This is a genomic window from Streptomyces sp. NPDC093568 (assembly GCF_044764945.1).
GTDB lineage: Bacteria > Actinomycetota > Actinomycetes > Streptomycetales > Streptomycetaceae > Streptomyces.
Genome location: NZ_JBIWJD010000005.1, coordinates 156420 through 176018, shown reverse-complemented (window position 1 = coordinate 176018; position 19599 = coordinate 156420). Strand labels below are relative to the sequence as shown.

Sequence of the window (19599 nt, the reverse complement as noted above, 5' to 3'; positions counted from 1 at the left end):
GGCCGCTTGTGCACGCTTTCACGAGGGTCCACCCCGGGTGGGTGAGAGCCCTACTCCCAGCGGAAGAACTTCCCGGCCGCCGCCAGCCCGACGACCGCCCACACGGCCAGGATCCCCAGGTCGCCCCACGGCATCCCGGCCCCGTGCTGGAGCACGTCCCGCAGCCCGTCCGACAGTGCCGAGATCGGCAGCAGGCCGAGCACGTCCTGGGCCGCGGGCGGGAACTTGTCGAGCGGCACGATCACCCCGCCGCCGACCAGCAGCAGCAGGAAGACCAGGTTCGCCGCGGCCAGCGTGGCCTCCGCCTTGAGCGTGCCGGCCATCAGCAGGCCGAGCCCGGAGAAGGCCGCCGTGCCGAGGACCAGCAGCAGGAGCACGGCTGCCGGGTTTCCGTGCGGCGACCAGCCCAGCGCGAAGGCGATCACCGTCAGCAGGACGATCTGGAGCACCTCGGTGACCAGCACCGACACCGTCTTCGCCGCCATCAGGCCCCAGCGCGGCAGCGGGGAGGAGGCCAGCCGCTTCAGCACGCCGTACCGGCGCTCGAAGCCCGTGGCGATCGCCTGCCCCGTGAACGCCGTCGACATCACGGCGAGCGCGAGGATGCCGGGCGCGAGGAAGTCGACGGCCTCGCCGGCGCCCGTGTCGACGATGTCCACCGAGCTGAACAGGACCAGCAGCAGGGTGGGGATCACCACCGTCAGCAGCAGCTGCTCGCCGTTGCGCAGCAGCATCTTCGTCTCCAGGGCCGCCTGCGCCGCGATCATGCGGGGGAGCGGGGCGGCGCCCGGCTTCGGTGTGTACGTACCCGTACCGACGGTGGTCACGAGCGCAGCTCCTTGCCGGTCAGCTCCAGGAAGACGTCCTCCAGAGTGTGCCGCTCCACCGAGATCCGGTCCGGCATCACCCCGTGCTGTGCGCACCACGACGTCACCGTCGCGAGCAACTGGGGGTCGACCTTGCCGGCGACCCGGTACGAACCGGGAGTCAGCTCCGCGGCCGTGCAGTCGGCGGGCAGGGCCTTGAGCAGGGACCCGACGTCGAGGCCGGGGCGGCCGGAGAAGCGCAGGGTGTTCTCGGCGCCGCCGCGGCACAGTTCCTCGGGGGAGCCGTGGGCGATGACCCGGCCGGCGTCGATGATCGCGACGTCGTCGGCGAGCTGCTCGGCCTCGTCCATGTAGTGCGTGGTGAGGACGACCGAGACGCCGTCGGCGCGCAGGTCCCGGACCAGGTCCCAGGTGGCCCGGCGGGCCTGCGGGTCGAGCCCGGCGGTCGGCTCGTCCAGGAACACCAGCTCCGGGCGGCCGACCACGGCCATGGCGAGCGCGAGCCGCTGCTGCTGGCCGCCGGACAGACGGCGGTACGTGGTCCGGCCGCAGCTGCCGAGACCGAGCCGCTCGATGAGGTGGTCCACGTCCAGCGGATGCGCGTGCAGCCTGGCGACATGGCGGAGCATCTCGTCGGCCCGCGCCCCCGAGTAGACGCCGCCGGACTGGAGCATCACGCCGATGCGGGGCCGCAGCTCACCGGACTGTCTCACCGGGTCGAGCCCCAGGACGCGTACCGTGCCGGAATCCGGCTTCCGGTATCCCTCGCAGGTCTCGACGGTGGTCGTCTTGCCCGCGCCATTGGGGCCGAGTACGGCGGTGACGCCCGCCTGGGCCACCAGGTCGAGACCGTTGACCGCGGTTTTGTCGCCGTACCGCTTCACCAGGGCCTGGACCTGGAGCACGGGCTCAGTTCGCATGGCTCCAGAGTCTAGGTAGCCGGTGGGCCTGCCCGACGGCCGGGTTCACATCTCCTTGTCCGGTCTCGTCCGCTGTCCTCATATCTCCTCCGCGCGGGGCCGGTGCGTCTCCAGCCAGCGCGCCGCGTACGCCACCGCGTCGGCCACCGGGAACAGCCGTACGTCGGCCGCGCCGGCCTTCCCGCGGACGACCGGACGGTCGCGCTCGAAGTCGTGGCCCAGCTCGTCGAACCGGTCCGAGCTGATCGACACCTCGGTCAGCACCTCCCAGCCCGCTGGCCCCGGCCGCCCCACCTTCACCAGCGGTGACGCGATCCGGTACTCGGCCAGGTGGAAGCTGGTGCACGAGTCGTAGCCGGCGCCGAGCAGCAGCACGCGCGCGTGCAGCGCCTCCAGGCGGGCCAGCGGGCTGCGCTCACCGAGCCGGCAGTCGGGGGCGTGACCCGCGACGATCTCGCCCGCGCGGGGGCCGACGGCGGCGAAGGACGTCTGTGGATGCGCGCTGCGCAGGGCGCGCGGCCAGGTCCGTACGGTCTCCGGGATGACACCGACGCCCCGCGAGGGCGTGATGACGGGGTCGTAGGCGGGCATGGTGGCCCGGATCGTCTCCCACCACTCCTCGGGCACCGGCGGGCTGATCCAGGCGGCCGGGTCCGAGAGGCCGGCGGTCTGGGTGGGGACCACCAGCGTGCCGTCCGGGCCGAGGACGTCGAGCAGTGCCTGGACGACCGCGACGGGGCCTCCGCAGACCCAGCCGAGGGAGCTGAGCGAGGAGTGCGCGAGGAGCGTTTCACCGGAACGGACGCCGAGCGCGCGCAAATCTGCGGCGAGGGTGTCGCGGGTGACAAGAGGGCCGGTCGGAGGGGGTGTGGGCATGTTTCGGGAGTTTCCCGGAAGGGGTCTCGCGGCGCCACCGGTTTGATCGATCAAAGATCGTTTCCGCAGGTCAGATTAGGTATGCCTAAGTGACGCAGGGCACCATCGAGGCGCCCGGACGCGGCTTGCCTGCCTTTGAGGAATTACGCAACAATGGCGTTGTGAAAAACGTCGGCGAGGCTCAGGAGACCCCCACGGGGGCCCCTCAGGAGGAGCTCGCGGCCGGGATGCGCTCGGACCGTTCCACGCGCAACCGGGTCGCGCGATCCATCCTGGACCACGGCCCGTCGACCGTCGCCGAGCTGGCCGGCCGGCTGGGGCTGACCCAGGCCGCCGTACGCAGGCATCTGGACGCGCTGGTCGCGGACGATGTCGTGGAGGCCAGGGAACAGCGGGTGTACGGCACGCGCACGCGCGGCCGTCCCGCCAAGGTCTTCGCGCTCACCGACTGCGGCCGTGACGCCTTCGACCAGTCGTACGACAAGCTCGCGGCGGACGCCCTGAAGTGGATCGCCGAGAGCGGGGGCGGGAGCGAGGCGGTCGCCGCCTTCGCCCGCGCCCGGATCGCCGCCCAGGCGAGCGCGTACCGCAAGGCGATCGAGGCCGTCACCCCGGACGAACGCACCGAAGCCCTGGCCAAGGCCTTGAGCGTGGACGGGTACGCTGCTACGGCGCGCAGCGCACCCCTCCCTCAAAAGGGCGAGCAGCTCTGCCAGCACCACTGCCCGGTCGCCCATGTGGCGGAGCAGTTCCCCCAGCTGTGCGAGGCGGAGACGGAGATCTTCGCCGAGCTGCTCGGAACGCACGTCCAGAGACTGGCGACCATCGCGCACGGCGACGGCGTCTGCACGACGTTCATCCCGAAGATTTCCCAGAACACCGATAACGCATCTGCAAGCACGGCCGGGAGGAACCCCGCATGACTCTCCCCATCGAGGAGACTGCCCACCCTGAGCTCGAGGGTCTGGGCAAGTACGAATACGGCTGGGCCGACTCCGACGAAGCCGGCGCCTCTGCGAAGCGCGGTCTGAGCGAGGACGTCGTCCGTGACATCTCCGCGAAGAAGAACGAGCCGGAGTGGATGACCAAGCTCCGCCTCAAGGGTCTGCGGCTGTTCGACAAGAAGCCCATGCCGAACTGGGGCTCGGACCTCTCGGGCATCGACTTCGACAACATCAAGTACTTCGTGCGCTCCACGGAGAAGCAGGCGGAGTCCTGGGAGGACCTGCCCGAGGACATCAAGAACACGTACGACAAGCTCGGCATCCCCGAGGCGGAGAAGCAGCGCCTCGTCGCCGGTGTCGCGGCCCAGTACGAGTCCGAGGTCGTCTACCACCAGATCCGTGAGGACCTGGAGGAGCAGGGCGTCATCTTCCTGGACACCGACACCGCCCTGAAAGAGCACCCGGAGCTCTTCAAGGAGTACTTCGGGACCGTCATCCCGGTCGGTGACAACAAGTTCGCGTCGCTGAACACCGCGGTGTGGTCGGGCGGCTCCTTCATCTACGTGCCGCCGGGCGTCCACGTGGAGATCCCGCTCCAGGCCTACTTCCGGATCAACACCGAGAACATGGGCCAGTTCGAGCGGACCCTGATCATCGTCGACGAGGGTGCCTACGTGCACTACGTCGAGGGTTGCACCGCCCCGATCTACAAGTCGGACTCGCTGCACTCCGCGGTCGTCGAGATCATCGTCAAGAAGAACGCCCGCTGCCGCTACACGACCATCCAGAACTGGTCGAACAACGTCTACAACCTGGTCACCAAGCGCGCCGTCGCCTACGAGGGCGCGACCATGGAGTGGATCGACGGCAACATCGGCTCCAAGGTGACGATGAAGTACCCGGCCGTCTACCTGATGGGCGAGCACGCCAAGGGCGAGACCCTCTCCATCGCCTTCGCCGGCGAGGGGCAGCACCAGGACGCCGGCTCCAAGATGGTCCACATGGCGCCGAACACCTCCTCCAACATCGTGTCGAAGTCCGTGGCGCGTGGTGGCGGCCGTACCTCGTACCGCGGTCTGGTCGAGATCGGCGAGGGCGCCCACGGCTCGAAGTCCAACGTGCTGTGCGACGCGCTGCTCGTCGACACCATCTCCCGCTCCGACACGTACCCCTACGTGGACGTCCGCGAGGACGACGTGTCCATGGGCCACGAGGCGACCGTCTCCAAGGTCTCCGAGGACCAGCTCTTCTACCTGATGAGCCGCGGTCTGAGCGAGTTCGAGGCGATGGCGATGATCGTGCGCGGCTTCGTCGAGCCGATCGCCAAGGAACTGCCCATGGAGTACGCCCTCGAGCTCAACCGGCTGATCGAGCTGCAGATGGAGGGCGCGGTCGGTTAAGACCGGTCTCCGTACCAGCAGCTAGCGAAATCTGACGTAGGAAAGAGAGCAGACCGACAGCCATGGCTGAGGCTCAGAACATCCCCGTGGGCTCCACCACCGCGGGACAGATCGCGGTGGCCGCAGAGTCGACCGTCGCCACGCGCATGAGCGCGCCCCCGTCCTTCGACGTGGCGGACTTCCCGGTCCCCCACGGCCGCGAGGAGGAGTGGCGGTTCACCCCGCTGGAGCGCCTGCGCGGGCTGCACGACGGCACCGCCGTGGCGACCGGTGACGGCCTCCAGGTCACCGTCGAGGCCCCCGAGGGCGTCACCGTCGAGACCGTCGGCCGCGACGACGCGCGCATCGGCAAGGCCGGCACCCCCGTGGACCGGGTCGCCGCCCAGGCCTACTCGGCGTTCGAGAAGGCCGGTGTCGTCACCGTCCCCAAGGAGACGGTCCTCACCGAGCCGATCCGCATCGCCGTGCACGGCGAGGGCGGGGTCGCCTACGGTCACCAGGTCGTGGAGCTCGGAGCCTTCGCCGAGGCCGTCGTCGTCATCGACCACACCGGTGACGCGGTGCTCGCCGCCAACGTCGACTACATCCTGGGCGACGGCGCCAAGCTCACCGTCGTCTCCGTCCAGGACTGGGACGACAAGGCCGTGCACGTCGGCCAGCACAACGCGCTGATCGGCCGGGACGCCACCTTCAAGTCGTTCGTGGTCACCTTCGGCGGCGACCTCGTACGCCTGCACCCCCGCGTCGCCTACGCCGGCACCGGCGGCGAGGCCGAGCTGTTCGGCCTCTACTTCACGGACGCCGGCCAGCACCAGGAGCACCGCCTCCTGGTCGACCACAACACCCCGCACTGCAAGTCCAACGTCGCCTACAAGGGCGCGCTCCAGGGCGAGGACGCGCACGCGGTGTGGATCGGCGACGTGCTGATCGAGGCCAAGGCCGAGGGCACGGACACCTACGAGATGAACCGCAACCTGGTTCTGACCGACGGCGCCCGTGTCGACTCCGTGCCGAACCTGGAGATCGAGACCGGCGAGATCGTCGGCGCCGGCCACGCCTCGGCGACCGGCCGCTTCGACGACGAGCAGCTCTTCTACCTGATGGCCCGCGGCATCCCGGCCGACGAGGCCCGTCGCCTGGTGGTGCGCGGCTTCTTCGCCGAGCTCGTGCAGCAGATCGGCGTGGACGACATCGAAGAGCGCCTCCTCGTGAAGATCGACGAGGAGCTGGAGGCCACGGTCTGATGGCTTTCGTACGCGCCTGTGGGCTGAGCGAGCTGGAGGAGGACACCCCCAAGAGGGTGGAACTCGACGGCACGCCGGTCTCGGTCGTGCAGACCGATGGCGAGGTGTTCGCGATCTACGACATCTGCTCCCACGCGAACGTCTCGCTCTCCGAGGGCGAGGTGGAGGACTGCCAGATCGAGTGCTGGCTGCACGGCTCCGCGTTCGACCTCCGCACCGGCAAGCCGTCCGGCCTGCCCGCGACGCGCCCCGTCCCCGTATACCCCGTAAAGATCGAAGGGGGCAGCGTCCTTGTCGACGTCCGCGCCTCCCTCACCCAGGAGTCCTGAGGCACCCATGGCAACGCTTGAAATCCGAGACCTGCACGTCACCGTCGAGGCCGACAACGCCACGAAGGAGATCCTCAAGGGCGTCGACCTCACCGTGAAGCAGGGCGAGACGCACGCCATCATGGGCCCCAACGGCTCCGGCAAGTCGACCCTCGCCTACTCCCTCGCGGGTCACCCGAAGTACACGATCACCGGCGGCTCCGTCACCCTCGACGGCGAGGACGTCCTGGAGATGTCCGTCGACGAGCGCGCCCGCGCCGGCCTGTTCCTCGCGATGCAGTACCCGGTCGAGGTCCCCGGCGTCTCGGTCTCCAACTTCCTGCGCACCTCCGCCACCGCCATCCGCGGCGAGGCCCCCAAGCTGCGCACCTGGGTGAAGGAGGTCAAGGAGGCCATGGAGCGCCTCAACATGGACCCGTCCTTCGCCGAGCGCAACGTCAACGAGGGCTTCTCCGGCGGTGAGAAGAAGCGCCACGAGATCCTTCAGCTGGAGCTGCTCAAGCCGAAGGTCGCGATCCTCGACGAGACCGACTCCGGCCTGGACGTCGACGCCCTGCGCGTCGTCTCCGAGGGTGTGAACCGGGTCCGCGAGACCGGCGAGGTCGGCACCCTGCTGATCACGCACTACACGCGCATCCTGCGCTACATCAAGCCCGACCACGTCCACGTGTTCGCGAACGGCCGTATCGCCGAGTCCGGCGGAGCCGAGCTCGCGGACCAGCTCGAGGCCGAGGGCTACGACAAGTACGTGAAGGGTGGCGCATCCGCGTGACACAGCTGCCGGGCCTCCTCGACACCGAGGCGCTCCGCAAGGACTTCCCGATCCTGGACCGTGTCGTCCACGACGGCAAGAAGCTCGTGTACCTGGACAACGCGGCGACCTCGCAGACGCCGCGCCAGGTGCTCGACGTGCTCTCCGAGTACTACGAGCAGCACAACGCCAACGTCCACCGTGGCGTGCACGTCCTCGCCGAGGAGGCCACGGCGCTGTACGAGGGCGCGCGCGACAAGGTCGCGGAGTTCATCAACGCGCCCTCGCGCGACGAGGTGATCTTCACCAAGAACGCCTCCGAGTCGCTCAACCTCGTGGCCAACATGCTCGGCTGGGCCGACGAGCCCTACCGCGTGGACCACGAGACCGAGATCGTCATCACGGAGATGGAGCACCACTCCAACATCGTGCCGTGGCAGCTGCTCGCGCAGCGCACGGGCGCGAAGCTGAAGTGGTTCGGCCTCACCGACGACGGCCGTCTCGACCTGTCCAACATCGACGAGGTCATCACGGAGAAGACGAAGATCGTCTCCTTCGTGCTGGTGTCGAACATCCTGGGCACCTTCAACCCGGTCGAGGCGATAGTGCGCCGCGCGCAGGAGGTCGGCGCGCTGGTGTGCATCGACGCCTCGCAGGCCGCTCCGCACATGCCGCTGGACGTGCAGTCGCTCCAGGCCGACTTCGTGGCCTTCACCGGCCACAAGATGTGCGGTCCGACCGGCATCGGCGTGCTCTGGGGCCGCCAGGAGCTGCTGGAGGACCTGCCTCCGTTCCTGGGCGGCGGCGAGATGATCGAGACGGTGTCGATGCACTCCTCGACGTACGCTCCCGCCCCGCACAAGTTCGAGGCGGGTACGCCTCCGATCTCGCAGGCGATCGGGCTCGGCGCGGCGATCGACTACCTCAACTCGATCGGCATGGACAAGATCCTCGCCCATGAGCACGCGCTCACCGAGTACGCGGTGAAGCGGCTGACGGAGGTCCCCGACCTCCGGATCATCGGCCCGACCACGGCCGAGGACCGGGGCGCCGCGATCTCCTTCACGCTCGGCGACATCCACCCGCACGACGTGGGCCAGGTCCTCGACGAGCAGGGCATCGCGGTCCGGGTCGGTCACCACTGCGCCCGCCCCGTGTGCCTGCGCTACGGAATTCCTGCGACCACGCGAGCGTCGTTCTATCTGTACTCCACGCCGGCCGAGATCGACGCTCTGGTGGACGGCCTGGAGCACGTACGGAACTTCTTCGGCTGACGGGACGGGACGAGCGATCGCATGAAGCTGGACTCGATGTACCAGGAAGTCATCCTGGACCACTACAAGCACCCGCACGGTCGGGGCTTGCGGGATGGCGACGCCGAGGTGCACCACGTGAACCCGACGTGCGGCGACGAGATCACCCTGCGTGTGAAGTACGACGGCACGACGATCGAGGACGTCTCGTACGAGGGCCAGGGCTGTTCCATCAGCCAGGCCTCGGCGTCCGTGCTGAACGACCTGCTGGTCGGCAAGGAACTGGCGGACGCGCGGAAGATCCAGGAGACCTTCCTGGAGCTGATGCAGTCCAAGGGAAAGATCGAGCCCGACGACGCCATGGAGGAGGTCCTGGAGGACGCGGTCGCGTTCGCCGGGGTCTCCAAGTACCCGGCCCGGGTCAAGTGCGCCCTCCTCAGCTGGATGGCGTGGAAGGACGCGACGGCCCAGGTGCTGGGCGGAGCCGACGCCGAAAGGAAGACGGCATGAGCGACACCGTGGAGATGAAGCCGGCCTCGGAGGAGGAGCTCCGTGAGGCCCTGATGGACGTCGTCGACCCCGAGCTGGGCATCGACGTCGTCAACCTCGGCCTGATCTACGGCATCCACGTCGACGACTCGAACGTGGCGACGGTCGACATGACCCTCACGTCGGCGGCCTGCCCGCTGACGGACGTCATCGAGGACCAGGCCAAGTCCGCCACGGACGGCCTCGTCAGCGAGCTGCGCATCAACTGGGTCTGGATGCCGCCGTGGGGCCCCGACAAGATCACCGACGACGGTCGTGAGCAGCTTCGGGCGCTCGGGTTCAACGTCTGAGACTCCCCGTGCACACGGGAAAGCGGCGGCACCTTCCGGGTGCCGCCGCTTTGCTGTGTGCTCAGGCCAGCCCGCCGACCAGCCGGAACGAGGAGTCCGCCTGGTAGAGCCGACTATGGTCATAGCGTTCGAGGCGCACGACGAAGTTCTTGTGGCGCAGGAAGTAGCCCGGGTAGTTGACCGACTCCAGCATCGTCGCCTCGGAGGAGTACGAGGAGGTGCGGGAGCAGAACGTGGCGTCCTGGGCGAAGAGGGACGAGCCGTCGTTGCGTTCGGCGCGCAGGACGAAGCTCCGGTGGCGCAGGTAGGCGCCGTCGTGGGTGGCGAAGGAGTAACAGGAGCCGTTCGCCAGCCCCTTGACCTGCTTGAACGTCGAGTTCTCACGGGCCTTCGAGCCGTGGACCGGGTCGAGCTTCACGTAGCCGTCGCTCACGTGCCAGTAGCGGTCGGGGTAGTTGACCGAGCGCAGGGATCGCCATGTGGTGGTGGCGGGCGGCCTGGGGGCGGGGGCGGCCGGTGAACTGGCTTGGTGCGAGGGCGACTTGGACGACTCCGGCGCCGGCTTGGAGGCACTGGCATCCTGCTTCCCGGGCGCCTTCGTCGTCTCCCGTTCCGTCGACAGACCGCTCTTGCCCTTGGGGGGCTTGGTCTCCGAGGGGGTGGCGAAGGAGATCAGGCCGGGGACGGTCGTGTCCCCCACGGAGGGAGCGGACTTCGCCGAGTTCCTGTCAGCGTCCTTCTCCGACACGGCGATCGCGGTGGCACACGCGATGACCGTCGCCACCGCCATTCCGCCCGCCAGCCACAGCCGGCGTGTCCCCGGTGCCCGCGAGGTGTCCGGGGCCCAGCCGTTCTCCCAAGGCTGGCCCTGGGACGGCTGGGACTTGTTTTCAGGCATGCGGTGTTCCTCCAGCGGCGTCATGGGAGGACAGCCGCGGCTGCGAAGGACCGGTATGTGAACAGTGAAACACTAGTGGAACCAGTGGCGTTGGAGCACCTGTTTGGAACGGGCCGTATCCACATCGAGTTCTGAGTGTGAAGGGCGTGCGGCGGCCGGCCGCCGTCACCCGCGATACGCCCCCGTCGCCATCCCCACCAACGACCGGACGAGCGCGTTCTGGTCGCCCTCCTTCCACGCCACCAGCACCCGGCTCGGCGCCATGTCGGCGACCGGCACCACGGCCAGCCCGGCGGGCATCTCATGGCCGAGCGGGGCCATTCCGACCGTGCCGTTCCACAGCACGGCCTGCACGCACTCCTGCACGCCGCGCACCACGGGGCCCTCGCGTGGCTCGCCGCCGCTCCAGTACGCCTGCCAGAGCGGGTCGGTGCCGGCCGGGAACCGGAACCAGCTCCGGCCGGCCAGGTCGGCCAGCGACACCTCGGCGCGGCGGGCCAGCGGGTCGTCGGCGCGCAGTACGGCACCCACCGGGTCCGCGCGCAACTCACGTACCGCGAGACCGGTCTCGTCGAACGGCCCCCGGGTCAGGGCGACATCGACGAGACCGCCGCGCAGCCCGCAGGTCGGATCGGTCAGGTCGGCCTCGCGGATCCGCACCTCCACACCGGGGTGGCGTCCGCGGTACGCGGCGGCCAGCCGCGTCGCGCCCCGGTCGGTGCTGTCGCCCAGGAAGCCGACGGTGAGCGTCCTCGCGCCGGCCGCCGTCGCCACGCGCACCCGGACCCGGTCGGCCCGGTCGAGCAGGGCCCGAGCCTCGTCCAGCAGCGTCGCGCCGGCCGGGGTGAGCGTGACGCCGGCGGGGGAGCGGTGCAGCAGCGGGGCGCCGATGTCCGACTCCAGCTGTCTGATCGCCCGGCTCAGCGGGGGCTGGCTCATGTGCAGCCGGGAGGCGGCCCGGCCGAAGTGGAGTTCCTCGGCGACGGCGACGAAGTAGCGCAGCGTTCGCAGCTCCATGAACAGCGATGATACCCGTACGGTATCGGCGCGGCGGGATCGGTCTTGGACGACCGGGACACCCCGGAGGTGGACTGGGGGCATGACTGACGGACCCCTACCCGACGCCCCTCTCCCGGACCCAGCCGTCCGCACCGCACACGTCCAGGAGATCGCCCCGGACCTGCTGGTCGTCCCCAACCGACGCGTCCAACTCGTCCCCAACATCGGCATCATCGGCGGAACGCGGGCCGTGCTCGTCGTGGACACGGGCATGGGCACCGCCAACGCCGAACAGGTGCTCGCCCTGGCCCACGAGGTGGCGAAGGGCCGCCGGCTGTACCTGACCACGACCCACTTCCACCCCGAACACGCCTTCGGCGCCCAGGCCTTCGCCGACGAGGCCACCTACCTGGTCAACCGCGCCCAGGCGGACGACCTCAAGGCCAAGGGGCCGGGCTACCTGGAGATGTTCCGGGGCTTCGGCGGGCCGGTCGCCGACCGCCTCGACGGCGTACGGCCGCCCACGCCCGACCTGGTCTACGACGACGCCCACGACCTCGACCTCGGCGGCCGGACGGTACGGCTGCGGCCCACGGGCCGGGGGCACACGCGGGGCGACCAGGTGATCGAAGTGCCGGACGCCGGGGTGCTGTTCACCGGGGACCTGGCCGAGACGGGGCAGTTCGCCATCTTCCCGTGGTTCCCGCCGTACGACACGGACGTCTCCGGCGTGGGCTGGCTGAGCGTGCTGGAGCGGCTGGCCGCGGGCGAACCCCGGGTGGTGGTCCCGGGCCACGGCGACCTCGGCGGTGCGGAGGTGCTCGCCGACGTCCGGGACTACCTGCGCGAGCTGCGCGACGAGACCTGGCGGCGGCGGGACTCCGCGATGAGCGAGGCCGAGATCGTCACCGAGGTCCGGGAGTTGCTGATCGAACGGCATCCGGAGTGGGAGGGCCGGGAGTGGATCGAGCCGGGGGTGGGGTGCCTGTGCGCCGAGCACAGCGGATGAGCCCCGGAGCGTGTGTCGGGCTTCAGGGCCGGCGCAGGTGAACCGGCGGCGCTGAGCAGGGCATCATGGCCGGGCAGCACCCTTGATCACGCGTCGAACAGGAGCCCCCGGATCATGGTCCCCCGCGTCCTCCGTGCCCGTCGCCGAGCGCAAGCGGCCGTGGCCGTGTGCGGAGCGCTCGTCCTGGCCCTGGGCGGGTGCACGGCGTCCGACGACGGGGACGCCGGCGGACCGGGGGGTTCCAGCGCGTCCTCGACGCCCGGCCCCGGCGGCTCCGCGAAGGTGGTGCCGCCCGAGCCGGGTGCCGACTTCGACTACCAGATCGGCGGTGCCTACCCTCCGCCGGACGGGGTGCGCGTGGTCTCCCGGGACCGCACCGCGAAGCCCGCGCCGGGCGTCTACAACATCTGCTACGTCAACACCTTCCAGGCCCAGCCGGGCGCCGAGAGCTGGTGGGAGGCCCACCACCCCGACCTGCTCCTCCGTGCCGACGGCGGCGGGCTCGTCGTCGACCGGGACTGGGACGAGGCCCTGCTGGACACCTCGACGGCCGCCAAACGCGCACGGCTCGCCGAGGTCGTGGGGGAGTGGATCGACGGCTGCGCGGCGGCCGGCTTCCAGGCCGTCGAGGCCGACAACCTCGACTCGAACGAGCGGTCCGAGGGGCTGCTGACCGCCGGGGACAACCTGGCCTTCGGCAAGCTGCTCACGAGCCGGGCCCACGCCGCCGGCCTGGCCATCGGCCAGAAGAACGCCGCCGGCCTGGCCCGGCAGGGACGCGACGCCGGCTTCGACTTCGCGGTCGCCGAGGAGTGCGGACAGTACGACGAGTGCGGTGCCTACGCGGACGCCTACGACGACCGGGTCCTCGTCATCGAGTACCGCCCGGACGGCCTCACCGCCGCGTGCGCCGACTGGGGCGACCGGTTGTCGGTGGTCCTGCGGGACCTGGACGTCGTACGGGAAGGGGACGGCGGGTACCTGCGCCGTACCTGCTGACCCGCCCCCCGGCCGGGCGCGCCGCGCGCCCGGTCAGTCGAGGACCGCGACGGCCTCGATCTCGACCAGGTGCTCGGGCACGTCCAGCGCGGCGACGCCCAGCAGCGTGGCGGGGGGCGCGGCGGTTACCCCGAGCCTGGCGGCGGCCTTGGCGATGCCCTCCATCAGCTGGGGCATCTTGTCGGGCGTCCAGTCGACGACATGGAAGTTCAGCTTCGCCACGTCGTCGAAGGACGCGCCGGCCGCGGCGAGGGCGGTGCCGACGTTGAGGTAGCTCTGCTCGACCTGGGCGGCGAGGTCGCCGGCCCCGACCGTGGTGCCCTCCGCGTCCCAGGACACCTGCCCGGCGACGAAGACCAGCGTCGATCCGCTCGCGATCGACACCTGCCGGTAGGCATCGATCTCCACCAGTCCGGTCGGGTTCATCAGGGTGATGGCCATGCCGTCCGCCTCCTTGTGCTGCGCTCTCGTAGTCACTTGTGGTTACTCGGAAACCGTAGGAGAGTGAACGCTGACGTGGAAGAACGCACTTTTCAGTGACTGGGGAACCTCATGGGAACCAACCAGTTCAGCGGCCTGCTGGACCAGGCGGATGTGACGCGCGCGGACTCCCTGGCGCGTGAGATCTTCTCGGACATCGCCAACAAGTGGGCCCTCCTGATCATCGAGGCCCTCGGTGAGCGCACCCTGCGCTTCAGCGAGCTGCGCGGCGAGGTCGACGGCATCAGCCACAAGATGCTGACCCAGAACCTGCGCATGCTGGAGCGCAACGGCCTGCTGGAGCGCACCGTGCACCCCACCGTGCCGCCGCGCGTGGAGTACACCCTGACCGAGCCGGGCCAGGCCCTGCGCGTGACCATCGACGGCATGTGCGACTGGACGCACCGGTACATCGGCCACATCGAACAGGCCCGCGACACCTTCGAGGCGGGCAGGCCGTAGCGGACGAGGAGCGGTTTGTGTACGCACGTACGCATCGTTGTGTACGCTCGTACGCATCGTTGTGTACGCTTGTACACATGGGATACCTGCTGCTCGCCGGAGCCATAGCGGCCGAGGTGGCTGCCACGACCGCGATGAAGTACAGCGAAGGCTTCAGCAGGCTGCTGCCGTCGCTGGTGACCGCCCTCGGCTATCTGCTCTCCTTCGCGCTGCTCGCCCAGACGCTGAAGACCGTCTCCGTGGGCACCGCCTACGCGATCTGGGCCGGCGTGGGCACCGCGGCCATCGCCACCATCGGGATCGCGTTCATGGGGGAGGGGCTGACGGCCACCAAGGCCGCCGGCATCGCGCTGATCATCGTCGGCGTGGTCGTCCTGAACCTGGGCGGCGCGCACTGATGGCCCGGCGCCACGACCCCGAGCGACGTCAGCGGATCATCGACGCGGCGATCCGGGTGGTCGGGGAGAAGGGCATCGCCGGGCTGAGCCATCGCACCGTCGCCGCCGAGGCGGACGTACCGCTCGGCTCCACGACGTACCACTTCAAGACCCTCGACGACCTGCTGGTAGCCGCACTGCGCCAGGCCAGCGAGGGCTTCGCCAAGGTGATCGCCGCACGCGGCGCCCTGACGGACCCGCACACCGATCTGGCTGCCGAACTCGCGGGCTGGATCGGCGAATGGTTCGCCGGCGACCGCACCGGCGTCGAGCTCGAGTACGAGCTCTACCTCGCCGCCCTGCGCCGCCCCGCCCTGCGCCCGGTCGCCGCCGAGTGGGCCCAGGACGTCGCCGACCTCCTGTCCCGCCGCACCGACCCGGTCACCGCGCGGGCACTGGTTGCGCTGCTGGACGGGATCTGCCTGCAGGTGCTGCTGACGGAGGTGCCGTACGACGAGGAGTACGCGCGCGAGGTGCTGAGCCGCGTGATCCCCTGAAGTGGCCTGCGAGGCAAGGCCCCTGATCTGTCGTGAACTCTTTGCCGTCCCGCGGGGAACAGGGGGTGACTCGCCACATACGACACAACAGGGGGAGGCCTTGTGAGCGGACCACCGCCGCGGGCGGAAGGCGTGGCCAACGACGCCGAGGTGGTCGCCGGATCGCTGGAACAGCCCGAGCTGTTCGCCCGGCTCTACGACTGGTACGCGCCCGACATCCACCGGTACGCGGCACGGCGACTGGGAGAGGCGGCCGCGGACGACATCACGGCCGACACCTTCCTCACCGCCTTCCGCATCCGCACCCGCTACGACCGCACCCGGTCCAGCGCACGGCCCTGGCTCTACGGCATCGCCGCCAACCTCATCGGCAAGCACCGCCGCGCGGAGGTACGGGCGCTCAGGGCGCTGGCCCGCACCGGGCACGACCCGGTGGCCGCCTCCTGGGTGGAGGACACCGACAGCCGCGTCGCCGCGCAGGGCCCGCTCGCCGACGCCCTCGCCTCCCTCTCGGCCGGCGACCGACATGTGCTGCTGCTCGTGGCCTGGGCCGACCTCACCTACCAGGAGGTCGCCGAGGCGCTGGACCTCCCGGTCGGGACGGTCCGCTCCCGGCTCAACAGAGCCCGGCGCAAGGTGCGTACGGCGCTGGGCGCCGATCCGGCATTCGTGAGCGACACGGCGGAGGTGGCGTGACTGTGGACGAGATGACCCAGGTGCGGGAACTGCGCGCCGACGCACCCGTGGCCGACCGGGCGCGGCTGGCGCCGGGGCGGGCCCGGCTGCTCGAGACGGCACTGACGGGGAAGCGGAGCCGGGTGGCACGGGGACGACGGCGTCCGCTGATGATCGCCGCGGTCTTCGTCGCCGTGACGGCGGTCGTCGCCACCGCGACGCTGCTGATCGACGGGCACCGGGCGGGGCGCGAGGGCACGCCCGCCACGGCGCCGGGCCTCGATCTGAAGGGCATGAGCGCGCCCGAGCTGCTGGAGTTCGCGGCGCGGACGGTTCAGGAGCAGCCGCCGCTCACCGAACCGCGCGCCGACCAGTGGATCTACGCCAAGGAGACACAGGAGGGGGACGACGACGCGGACTTCGCGCTGGAGAAGTGGCTCCGCTACGACGGTGCCGAGCTCGCCTTCCACCCCAGGCCGGGGGCCGAGGACCCGGGCGAACTCGAGACGATCGAGGTGAACCTCGAAGGCCGCGGCGACGAGTACGACGACCGCTCGCCCCGCCAGATGTACCGCTTCCTGTCCACCCTGCCGGCCGACGGCGAGGGCACGCTCGAGGCGCTGCGCGAGGAGAACGCCCTCGTCGACGACAAGAGCCTGACGCAGGCGGAGAACGACTACGCCGAGATCTCGGTCCTGCTCGACGCCTATGTCCAGCCCCCCAAGGGCCTCGCGGGCCTGTACCGCGCGCTGGCGACGATGCCGGGCGGCGAGCTGGTCGACCACCTGGTCGAGGACGAGGCCGGCCAGTACGCCGTCGCCGTCAGGTTCCCCGAGCCCGGACGCAAGGGCGGGAAGCACGCCGACGAGTGGCTGCTCGACCCCGTGACCTTCGAGATCGTCGGCGAGCGCATGATCGAGGACGGCGAGGTGGCCGGCGGCAACGCGTACATCGTGAAGGCGGTGGTGGACGAGGCGGGCCGGCGGGCCTGACACCTGACCCCGGCCAGGCTGGGGCCCGGGGTCTCCACGAACGCGAGGGGACCCCGGCGGCCGTATGTCCGCCGGAACCCGGCGGCTCGCACCCTGAGACGCCGCGCGCCCGAGTTAGCCCCGACGCGCCCCTGCCGGTTAGGTTGCCCTCATGACCGACACGACTGCTCCTCGCACCACCGGCGCCGTGGCCGCCGGCCTCGCCACGATCGCCGCCGACGGCACTGTTCTCGACACCTGGTTCCCCGCGCCCGAGCTCGTCGCCGAGCCTGGCCCGTCCGGCACCGAGCGGCTGTCCGCCGGGCGTGCGGCGGAACTGCTCGGCGGAGGGGCCACCGCGGCCATCGGTCCGGACGCCCGCCGGGGCGTCGAGGTCGTCGCGGTCCGTACGGTCATCGCCTCGATCGACGAGAAGCCGGTCGACGCGCACGACGTCTACCTGCGCCTGCACCTGCTCTCCCACCGCCTGGTCAAGCCGCACGGGCTGAGCCTGGAGGGCCAGTTCGGCTTCCTCGCGAACGTCGCCTGGACGTCGCTGGGCCCGGTCGCGGTGGACGACATCGAGAAGGTGCGGCTGAACGCCCGTGCCGAGGGCCTGCACCTGCAGGTGACGTCGATCGACAAGTTCCCGCGGATGACGGACTACGTGGCCCCCAAGGGCGTCCGGATCGCCGACGCCGACCGGGTCCGCCTCGGCGCGCACCTCGCCGAGGGCACCACCGTCATGCACGAGGGCTTCGTCAACTTCAACGCGGGCACGCTCGGCACCTCCATGGTCGAGGGCCGTATCTCCGCGGGTGTCGTCGTCGGCGACGGTTCCGACATCGGCGGCGGCGCGTCCACGATGGGCACGCTGTCCGGCGGCGGCAACGTGATCATCGCCATCGGCGAGCGCTGCCTGATCGGCGCCGAGGCGGGCGTGGGCATCGCGCTGGGCGACGAGTGCGTGGTCGAGGCGGGCCTGTACGTCACCGCCGGCACCCGCGTCACCATGCCCGACGGCCAGATCGTCAAGGCCCGCGAACTCTCCGGCGCCTCCAACATCCTCTTCCGCCGCAACTCGGTCACCGGCACGGTGGAGGCACGGCCGAACAACGCGGTGTGGGGTGGCCTGAACGAGGTGCTGCACAGCCACAACTGATCACGGGCGGCCGTGAGCTGCGGCCGCCCGCACGATCAGCGTACGGAAGACACCAGGACTGAACGTCTGGGTCACCGCCGCGCGAAAGGCGGCCCGGCCGGAGGAACCGACCGGGCTGCCAGGGGCGGAGGGCGTCGGTGCTCAGGCGCCGCGCTTGAACTGCTGGTTGGTGCCCGTGCCGCAGGTCCACTGGATGAGCTTGGCGCCGTCGGCGGTGGACTCGTCCGCCACGTCGAGGCACTTGCCGCTGAGACGGGAGACGAGGCGCACCCAGCCGTCACCGGCGTCCTGGAGCTGCCACTGCTGGTTGGTTGCGGTGCCGCAGTTCCACTGGATGACCGGGTTGCCGTTGGCGGTGGACCTGTCCGCCACGTCCAGGCACTTGCCGCTGTGCCGGGCGACGAGTTGGACGTATCCGCTGCCCATGTCCTTGAACCACCAGGACTGGTTCATGCCGCCGTTGCAGGTGTACTGGGTGATCTGCGTGCCGTCGTCCACGGACCTGCTGGGGACGTCGAGGCACTTGCTGCTGTGGCGCGCGGTGACCGTCTCCCAGGGGCCGCCGACGCCGTCGACCTTCCCGGCCGCGGTGTCGATGCTGACCTGCGCGTACCAGTCCATGGTCATCGTGGTGTCGGTGGGGAACTCCAGCGGCAGCCAGACGTACTTGGAGGCGTTGACGTTCTGGTTGAAGGAGTTGCCCCACCGGTCGCCCATGTAGAGGTACTCGGTGCCGGCCGTGCCCTGTACGGGCAGGACGTACGTGGTCTGGGAGCCGTAGGCGGTGGAGTCTCCGACGTTGTGCAGGTCGCTCCAGGTGCCGGTGATGCTGGAGGCGATCGCGTACATCTGCTGGTTGGGCCGCCAGCCGGTGGCGCCGGAGGTGAGCAGGAAGTACACGCCGTTGCGCTTGAACAGGGCCGGGGCCTCGCGCAGTTGGCCGGGCCAGAGCAGTTGCACGCGGCTCTCGGCGGTGAGGTAGTCGGGGCTCAGGCGGTAGATGTGCAGGTCGCGGTTCTCGCGTGCGGCGGAGATCATGTAGCCGGTGCCGTCGTCGTCGACGTAGGCGGTGATGTCACGGGACATGTGGCCGAGCGGGCGGAAGCTGCCCTGCCAGGTGTAGTCGCCGTCGACGGTGTCGGAGACGGCGACGGCGGCGCGGGCCTGGGTGTAGTCGGTGGCCAGCTCCTTGTGCATCCACATGACGAACCTGCCGGTGGACGCGTTGTAGATGACCTTGGGCCGCTCGATGTTCGCGGACGCCAGCTCGGGGTCGGTCGCCTGGGTCAGGACATGGCGCCGGAACTCCCAGGTCTTCAGATCGGTCGAGCGGTACGCCGACACGTAGCGGAAGGAGTTGTCCTCGTTGCGGTTCTCGCCGAACCAGTAGTAGTAGGAACCGACCTTGATCACACCGCCGCCGTGGGCATGCACCACCGCTCCGGTGGTGTCGGTGAACTGGGTCCCGTTGGAGATCGCGACGGTTGCCGCGTGCGCGCTGCCGGTCACCAGGGCCTGGGGGACCAGGCTGAGGATCACGGCGAGGAGAAGGAGCCAGGAACGGCGCATCGAGGGTCTTTCCTTCCGTCGGCTGCCTTGGTCGTCCTCCGTGGAGAAAACAAGGCAG

The 19599-nt window shown here is 70.1% G+C and carries 23 protein-coding genes; 16 read left to right on the top strand and 7 right to left on the bottom strand.

Going from position 1 to position 19599, the window contains the following annotated elements; genetic code table 11:
- Positions 1-50: 50 nt before the first annotated feature.
- The 3 genes from ACIRD7_RS21490 to ACIRD7_RS21480 all read right to left on the bottom strand — a co-directional run bounded on the left by ACIRD7_RS21490 (position 51) and on the right by ACIRD7_RS21480 (position 2623).
- Entirely contained in the window at positions 51-767 is a 717-nt protein-coding gene (locus ACIRD7_RS21490) for an ABC transporter permease (protein WP_403456378.1), read from the bottom strand.
- 56 nt (positions 768-823) lie between these two features.
- Positions 824-1747 (bottom strand): ABC transporter ATP-binding protein, encoded by a 924-nt coding sequence (locus tag ACIRD7_RS21485; RefSeq protein ID WP_403455499.1) that lies wholly within the window; start codon positions 1745-1747, stop codon positions 824-826.
- Between the two features lie 78 nt (positions 1748-1825).
- Complete coding sequence (locus tag ACIRD7_RS21480; protein WP_403455497.1) at positions 1826-2623, bottom strand: aminoglycoside N(3)-acetyltransferase; 798 nt, start codon at positions 2621-2623, stop codon at positions 1826-1828.
- A gap of 161 nt (positions 2624-2784) precedes the next feature.
- Between ACIRD7_RS21480 and ACIRD7_RS21475 the strand changes: the two genes are divergently transcribed.
- From ACIRD7_RS21475 to ACIRD7_RS21440, 8 genes are all read left to right on the top strand, one after another.
- Positions 2785-3546 (top strand): helix-turn-helix transcriptional regulator, encoded by a 762-nt coding sequence (locus ACIRD7_RS21475; RefSeq protein ID WP_403455494.1) that lies wholly within the window; start codon positions 2785-2787, stop codon positions 3544-3546.
- A complete protein-coding gene (sufB, locus tag ACIRD7_RS21470) occupies positions 3543-4967 on the top strand; it encodes a Fe-S cluster assembly protein SufB (protein WP_403455491.1) in 1425 nt (474 codons plus the stop codon). Before ACIRD7_RS21475 ends, sufB begins: the two co-directional genes overlap by 4 nt.
- A 62-nt stretch (positions 4968-5029) precedes the next feature.
- Positions 5030-6211 carry a Fe-S cluster assembly protein SufD gene (gene sufD, locus ACIRD7_RS21465; RefSeq protein ID WP_403455489.1) on the top strand — a complete coding sequence of 394 codons (1182 nt, stop codon included), beginning with the start codon at positions 5030-5032 and terminating at the stop codon, positions 6209-6211.
- Positions 6211-6540: a non-heme iron oxygenase ferredoxin subunit gene (locus ACIRD7_RS21460; RefSeq protein WP_403455487.1), complete on the top strand. Its 330-nt coding sequence runs from the start codon at positions 6211-6213 to the stop codon at positions 6538-6540. Before sufD ends, ACIRD7_RS21460 begins: the two co-directional genes overlap by 1 nt.
- A 7-nt stretch (positions 6541-6547) precedes the next feature.
- On the top strand, positions 6548-7312 hold the full coding sequence (gene sufC, locus ACIRD7_RS21455) for a Fe-S cluster assembly ATPase SufC (protein WP_403455485.1): 765 nt from the start codon (positions 6548-6550) through the stop codon (positions 7310-7312).
- Entirely contained in the window at positions 7309-8565 is a 1257-nt protein-coding gene (locus ACIRD7_RS21450) for a cysteine desulfurase (protein ID WP_403455482.1), read from the top strand. The genes sufC and ACIRD7_RS21450 overlap by 4 nt, the downstream gene beginning before the upstream one ends.
- Positions 8566-8586: 21 nt before the next feature.
- Positions 8587-9054, top strand: coding sequence for a Fe-S cluster assembly sulfur transfer protein SufU (gene sufU, locus ACIRD7_RS21445; RefSeq protein ID WP_403455480.1), 468 nt, complete (start codon positions 8587-8589; stop codon positions 9052-9054).
- Positions 9051-9383 carry a metal-sulfur cluster assembly factor gene (locus tag ACIRD7_RS21440; protein WP_004002168.1) on the top strand — a complete coding sequence of 111 codons (333 nt, stop codon included), beginning with the start codon at positions 9051-9053 and terminating at the stop codon, positions 9381-9383. Before sufU ends, ACIRD7_RS21440 begins: the two co-directional genes overlap by 4 nt.
- A gap of 61 nt (positions 9384-9444) precedes the next feature.
- Here the strand turns inward: ACIRD7_RS21440 and ACIRD7_RS21435 are convergent, their stop codons facing one another.
- The gene (locus ACIRD7_RS21435; protein WP_403455477.1) at positions 9445-10281 is read right to left on the bottom strand and encodes an AbfB domain-containing protein; all 837 of its coding nucleotides are present in this window, start codon (positions 10279-10281) and stop codon (positions 9445-9447) included.
- A gap of 165 nt (positions 10282-10446) precedes the next feature.
- Entirely contained in the window at positions 10447-11298 is an 852-nt protein-coding gene (locus tag ACIRD7_RS21430; protein ID WP_403455474.1) for a LysR substrate-binding domain-containing protein, read from the bottom strand.
- 82 nt (positions 11299-11380) lie between these two features.
- Here ACIRD7_RS21430 and ACIRD7_RS21425 point away from each other — a divergent pair, with 82 nt between their 5' ends.
- Complete coding sequence (locus ACIRD7_RS21425; RefSeq protein ID WP_403455471.1) at positions 11381-12289, top strand: MBL fold metallo-hydrolase; 909 nt, start codon at positions 11381-11383, stop codon at positions 12287-12289.
- Between the two features lie 114 nt (positions 12290-12403).
- Positions 12404-13288 (top strand): endo alpha-1,4 polygalactosaminidase, encoded by an 885-nt coding sequence (locus ACIRD7_RS21420; protein WP_403455468.1) that lies wholly within the window; start codon positions 12404-12406, stop codon positions 13286-13288.
- A gap of 33 nt (positions 13289-13321) precedes the next feature.
- Here ACIRD7_RS21420 and ACIRD7_RS21415 read toward each other — a convergent pair whose 3' ends face one another.
- Positions 13322-13729: a RidA family protein gene (locus ACIRD7_RS21415; protein WP_403455465.1), complete on the bottom strand. Its 408-nt coding sequence runs from the start codon at positions 13727-13729 to the stop codon at positions 13322-13324.
- A gap of 111 nt (positions 13730-13840) precedes the next feature.
- Here ACIRD7_RS21415 and ACIRD7_RS21410 point away from each other — a divergent pair, with 111 nt between their 5' ends.
- From ACIRD7_RS21410 to dapD, 6 genes are all read left to right on the top strand, one after another.
- Entirely contained in the window at positions 13841-14230 is a 390-nt protein-coding gene (locus tag ACIRD7_RS21410) for a winged helix-turn-helix transcriptional regulator (protein ID WP_403455463.1), read from the top strand.
- Positions 14231-14307: 77 nt separating this feature from the next.
- On the top strand, positions 14308-14628 hold the full coding sequence (locus ACIRD7_RS21405; RefSeq protein ID WP_403455460.1) for a DMT family transporter: 321 nt from the start codon (positions 14308-14310) through the stop codon (positions 14626-14628).
- Complete coding sequence (locus tag ACIRD7_RS21400; RefSeq protein WP_403455457.1) at positions 14628-15164, top strand: TetR/AcrR family transcriptional regulator; 537 nt, start codon at positions 14628-14630, stop codon at positions 15162-15164. Before ACIRD7_RS21405 ends, ACIRD7_RS21400 begins: the two co-directional genes overlap by 1 nt.
- Positions 15165-15266: 102 nt before the next feature.
- Complete coding sequence (locus ACIRD7_RS21395) at positions 15267-15860, top strand: RNA polymerase sigma factor (protein WP_403455454.1); 594 nt, start codon at positions 15267-15269, stop codon at positions 15858-15860.
- Positions 15857-16831: a CU044_5270 family protein gene (locus tag ACIRD7_RS21390; protein ID WP_403455451.1), complete on the top strand. Its 975-nt coding sequence runs from the start codon at positions 15857-15859 to the stop codon at positions 16829-16831. Before ACIRD7_RS21395 ends, ACIRD7_RS21390 begins: the two co-directional genes overlap by 4 nt.
- A gap of 151 nt (positions 16832-16982) precedes the next feature.
- The gene (gene dapD, locus ACIRD7_RS21385) at positions 16983-17972 is read left to right on the top strand and encodes a 2,3,4,5-tetrahydropyridine-2,6-dicarboxylate N-succinyltransferase (RefSeq protein ID WP_403455449.1); all 990 of its coding nucleotides are present in this window, start codon (positions 16983-16985) and stop codon (positions 17970-17972) included.
- A gap of 141 nt (positions 17973-18113) precedes the next feature.
- On the opposite strand, the gene ACIRD7_RS21380 is transcribed toward dapD, so the two are convergent.
- A complete protein-coding gene (locus ACIRD7_RS21380) occupies positions 18114-19541 on the bottom strand; it encodes an RICIN domain-containing protein (RefSeq protein ID WP_403455446.1) in 1428 nt (475 codons plus the stop codon).
- Positions 19542-19599: the final 58 nt, after the last annotated feature.

Excerpts from the sequence above, each read along its gene's own strand:
- ACIRD7_RS21490 (WP_403456378.1), bottom strand. The coding sequence starts at position 767 with ATGATCGCGGCGCAGGCGGCCCTGGAGACGAAGATGCTGCTGCGCAAC.
- ACIRD7_RS21485 (WP_403455499.1), bottom strand. The coding sequence starts at position 1,747 with ATGCGAACTGAGCCCGTGCTCCAGGTCCAGGCCCTGGTGAAGCGGTAC.
- ACIRD7_RS21480 (WP_403455497.1), bottom strand. The coding sequence starts at position 2,623 with ATGCCCACACCCCCTCCGACCGGCCCTCTTGTCACCCGCGACACCCTC.
- sufB (WP_403455491.1), top strand. The coding sequence starts at position 3,543 with ATGACTCTCCCCATCGAGGAGACTGCCCACCCTGAGCTCGAGGGTCTG.
- sufD (WP_403455489.1), top strand. The coding sequence starts at position 5,030 with ATGGCTGAGGCTCAGAACATCCCCGTGGGCTCCACCACCGCGGGACAG.
- ACIRD7_RS21460 (WP_403455487.1), top strand. The coding sequence starts at position 6,211 with ATGGCTTTCGTACGCGCCTGTGGGCTGAGCGAGCTGGAGGAGGACACC.
- sufC (WP_403455485.1), top strand. The coding sequence starts at position 6,548 with ATGGCAACGCTTGAAATCCGAGACCTGCACGTCACCGTCGAGGCCGAC.
- sufU (WP_403455480.1), top strand. The coding sequence starts at position 8,587 with ATGAAGCTGGACTCGATGTACCAGGAAGTCATCCTGGACCACTACAAG.
- ACIRD7_RS21440 (WP_004002168.1), top strand. The coding sequence starts at position 9,051 with ATGAGCGACACCGTGGAGATGAAGCCGGCCTCGGAGGAGGAGCTCCGT.
- ACIRD7_RS21435 (WP_403455477.1), bottom strand. The coding sequence starts at position 10,281 with ATGCCTGAAAACAAGTCCCAGCCGTCCCAGGGCCAGCCTTGGGAGAAC.
- ACIRD7_RS21430 (WP_403455474.1), bottom strand. The coding sequence starts at position 11,298 with ATGGAGCTGCGAACGCTGCGCTACTTCGTCGCCGTCGCCGAGGAACTC.
- ACIRD7_RS21425 (WP_403455471.1), top strand. The coding sequence starts at position 11,381 with ATGACTGACGGACCCCTACCCGACGCCCCTCTCCCGGACCCAGCCGTC.
- ACIRD7_RS21420 (WP_403455468.1), top strand. The coding sequence starts at position 12,404 with ATGGTCCCCCGCGTCCTCCGTGCCCGTCGCCGAGCGCAAGCGGCCGTG.
- ACIRD7_RS21415 (WP_403455465.1), bottom strand. The coding sequence starts at position 13,729 with ATGGCCATCACCCTGATGAACCCGACCGGACTGGTGGAGATCGATGCC.
- ACIRD7_RS21410 (WP_403455463.1), top strand. The coding sequence starts at position 13,841 with ATGGGAACCAACCAGTTCAGCGGCCTGCTGGACCAGGCGGATGTGACG.
- ACIRD7_RS21405 (WP_403455460.1), top strand. The coding sequence starts at position 14,308 with ATGGGATACCTGCTGCTCGCCGGAGCCATAGCGGCCGAGGTGGCTGCC.
- ACIRD7_RS21400 (WP_403455457.1), top strand. The coding sequence starts at position 14,628 with ATGGCCCGGCGCCACGACCCCGAGCGACGTCAGCGGATCATCGACGCG.
- dapD (WP_403455449.1), top strand. The coding sequence starts at position 16,983 with ATGACCGACACGACTGCTCCTCGCACCACCGGCGCCGTGGCCGCCGGC.
- ACIRD7_RS21380 (WP_403455446.1), bottom strand. The coding sequence starts at position 19,541 with ATGCGCCGTTCCTGGCTCCTTCTCCTCGCCGTGATCCTCAGCCTGGTC.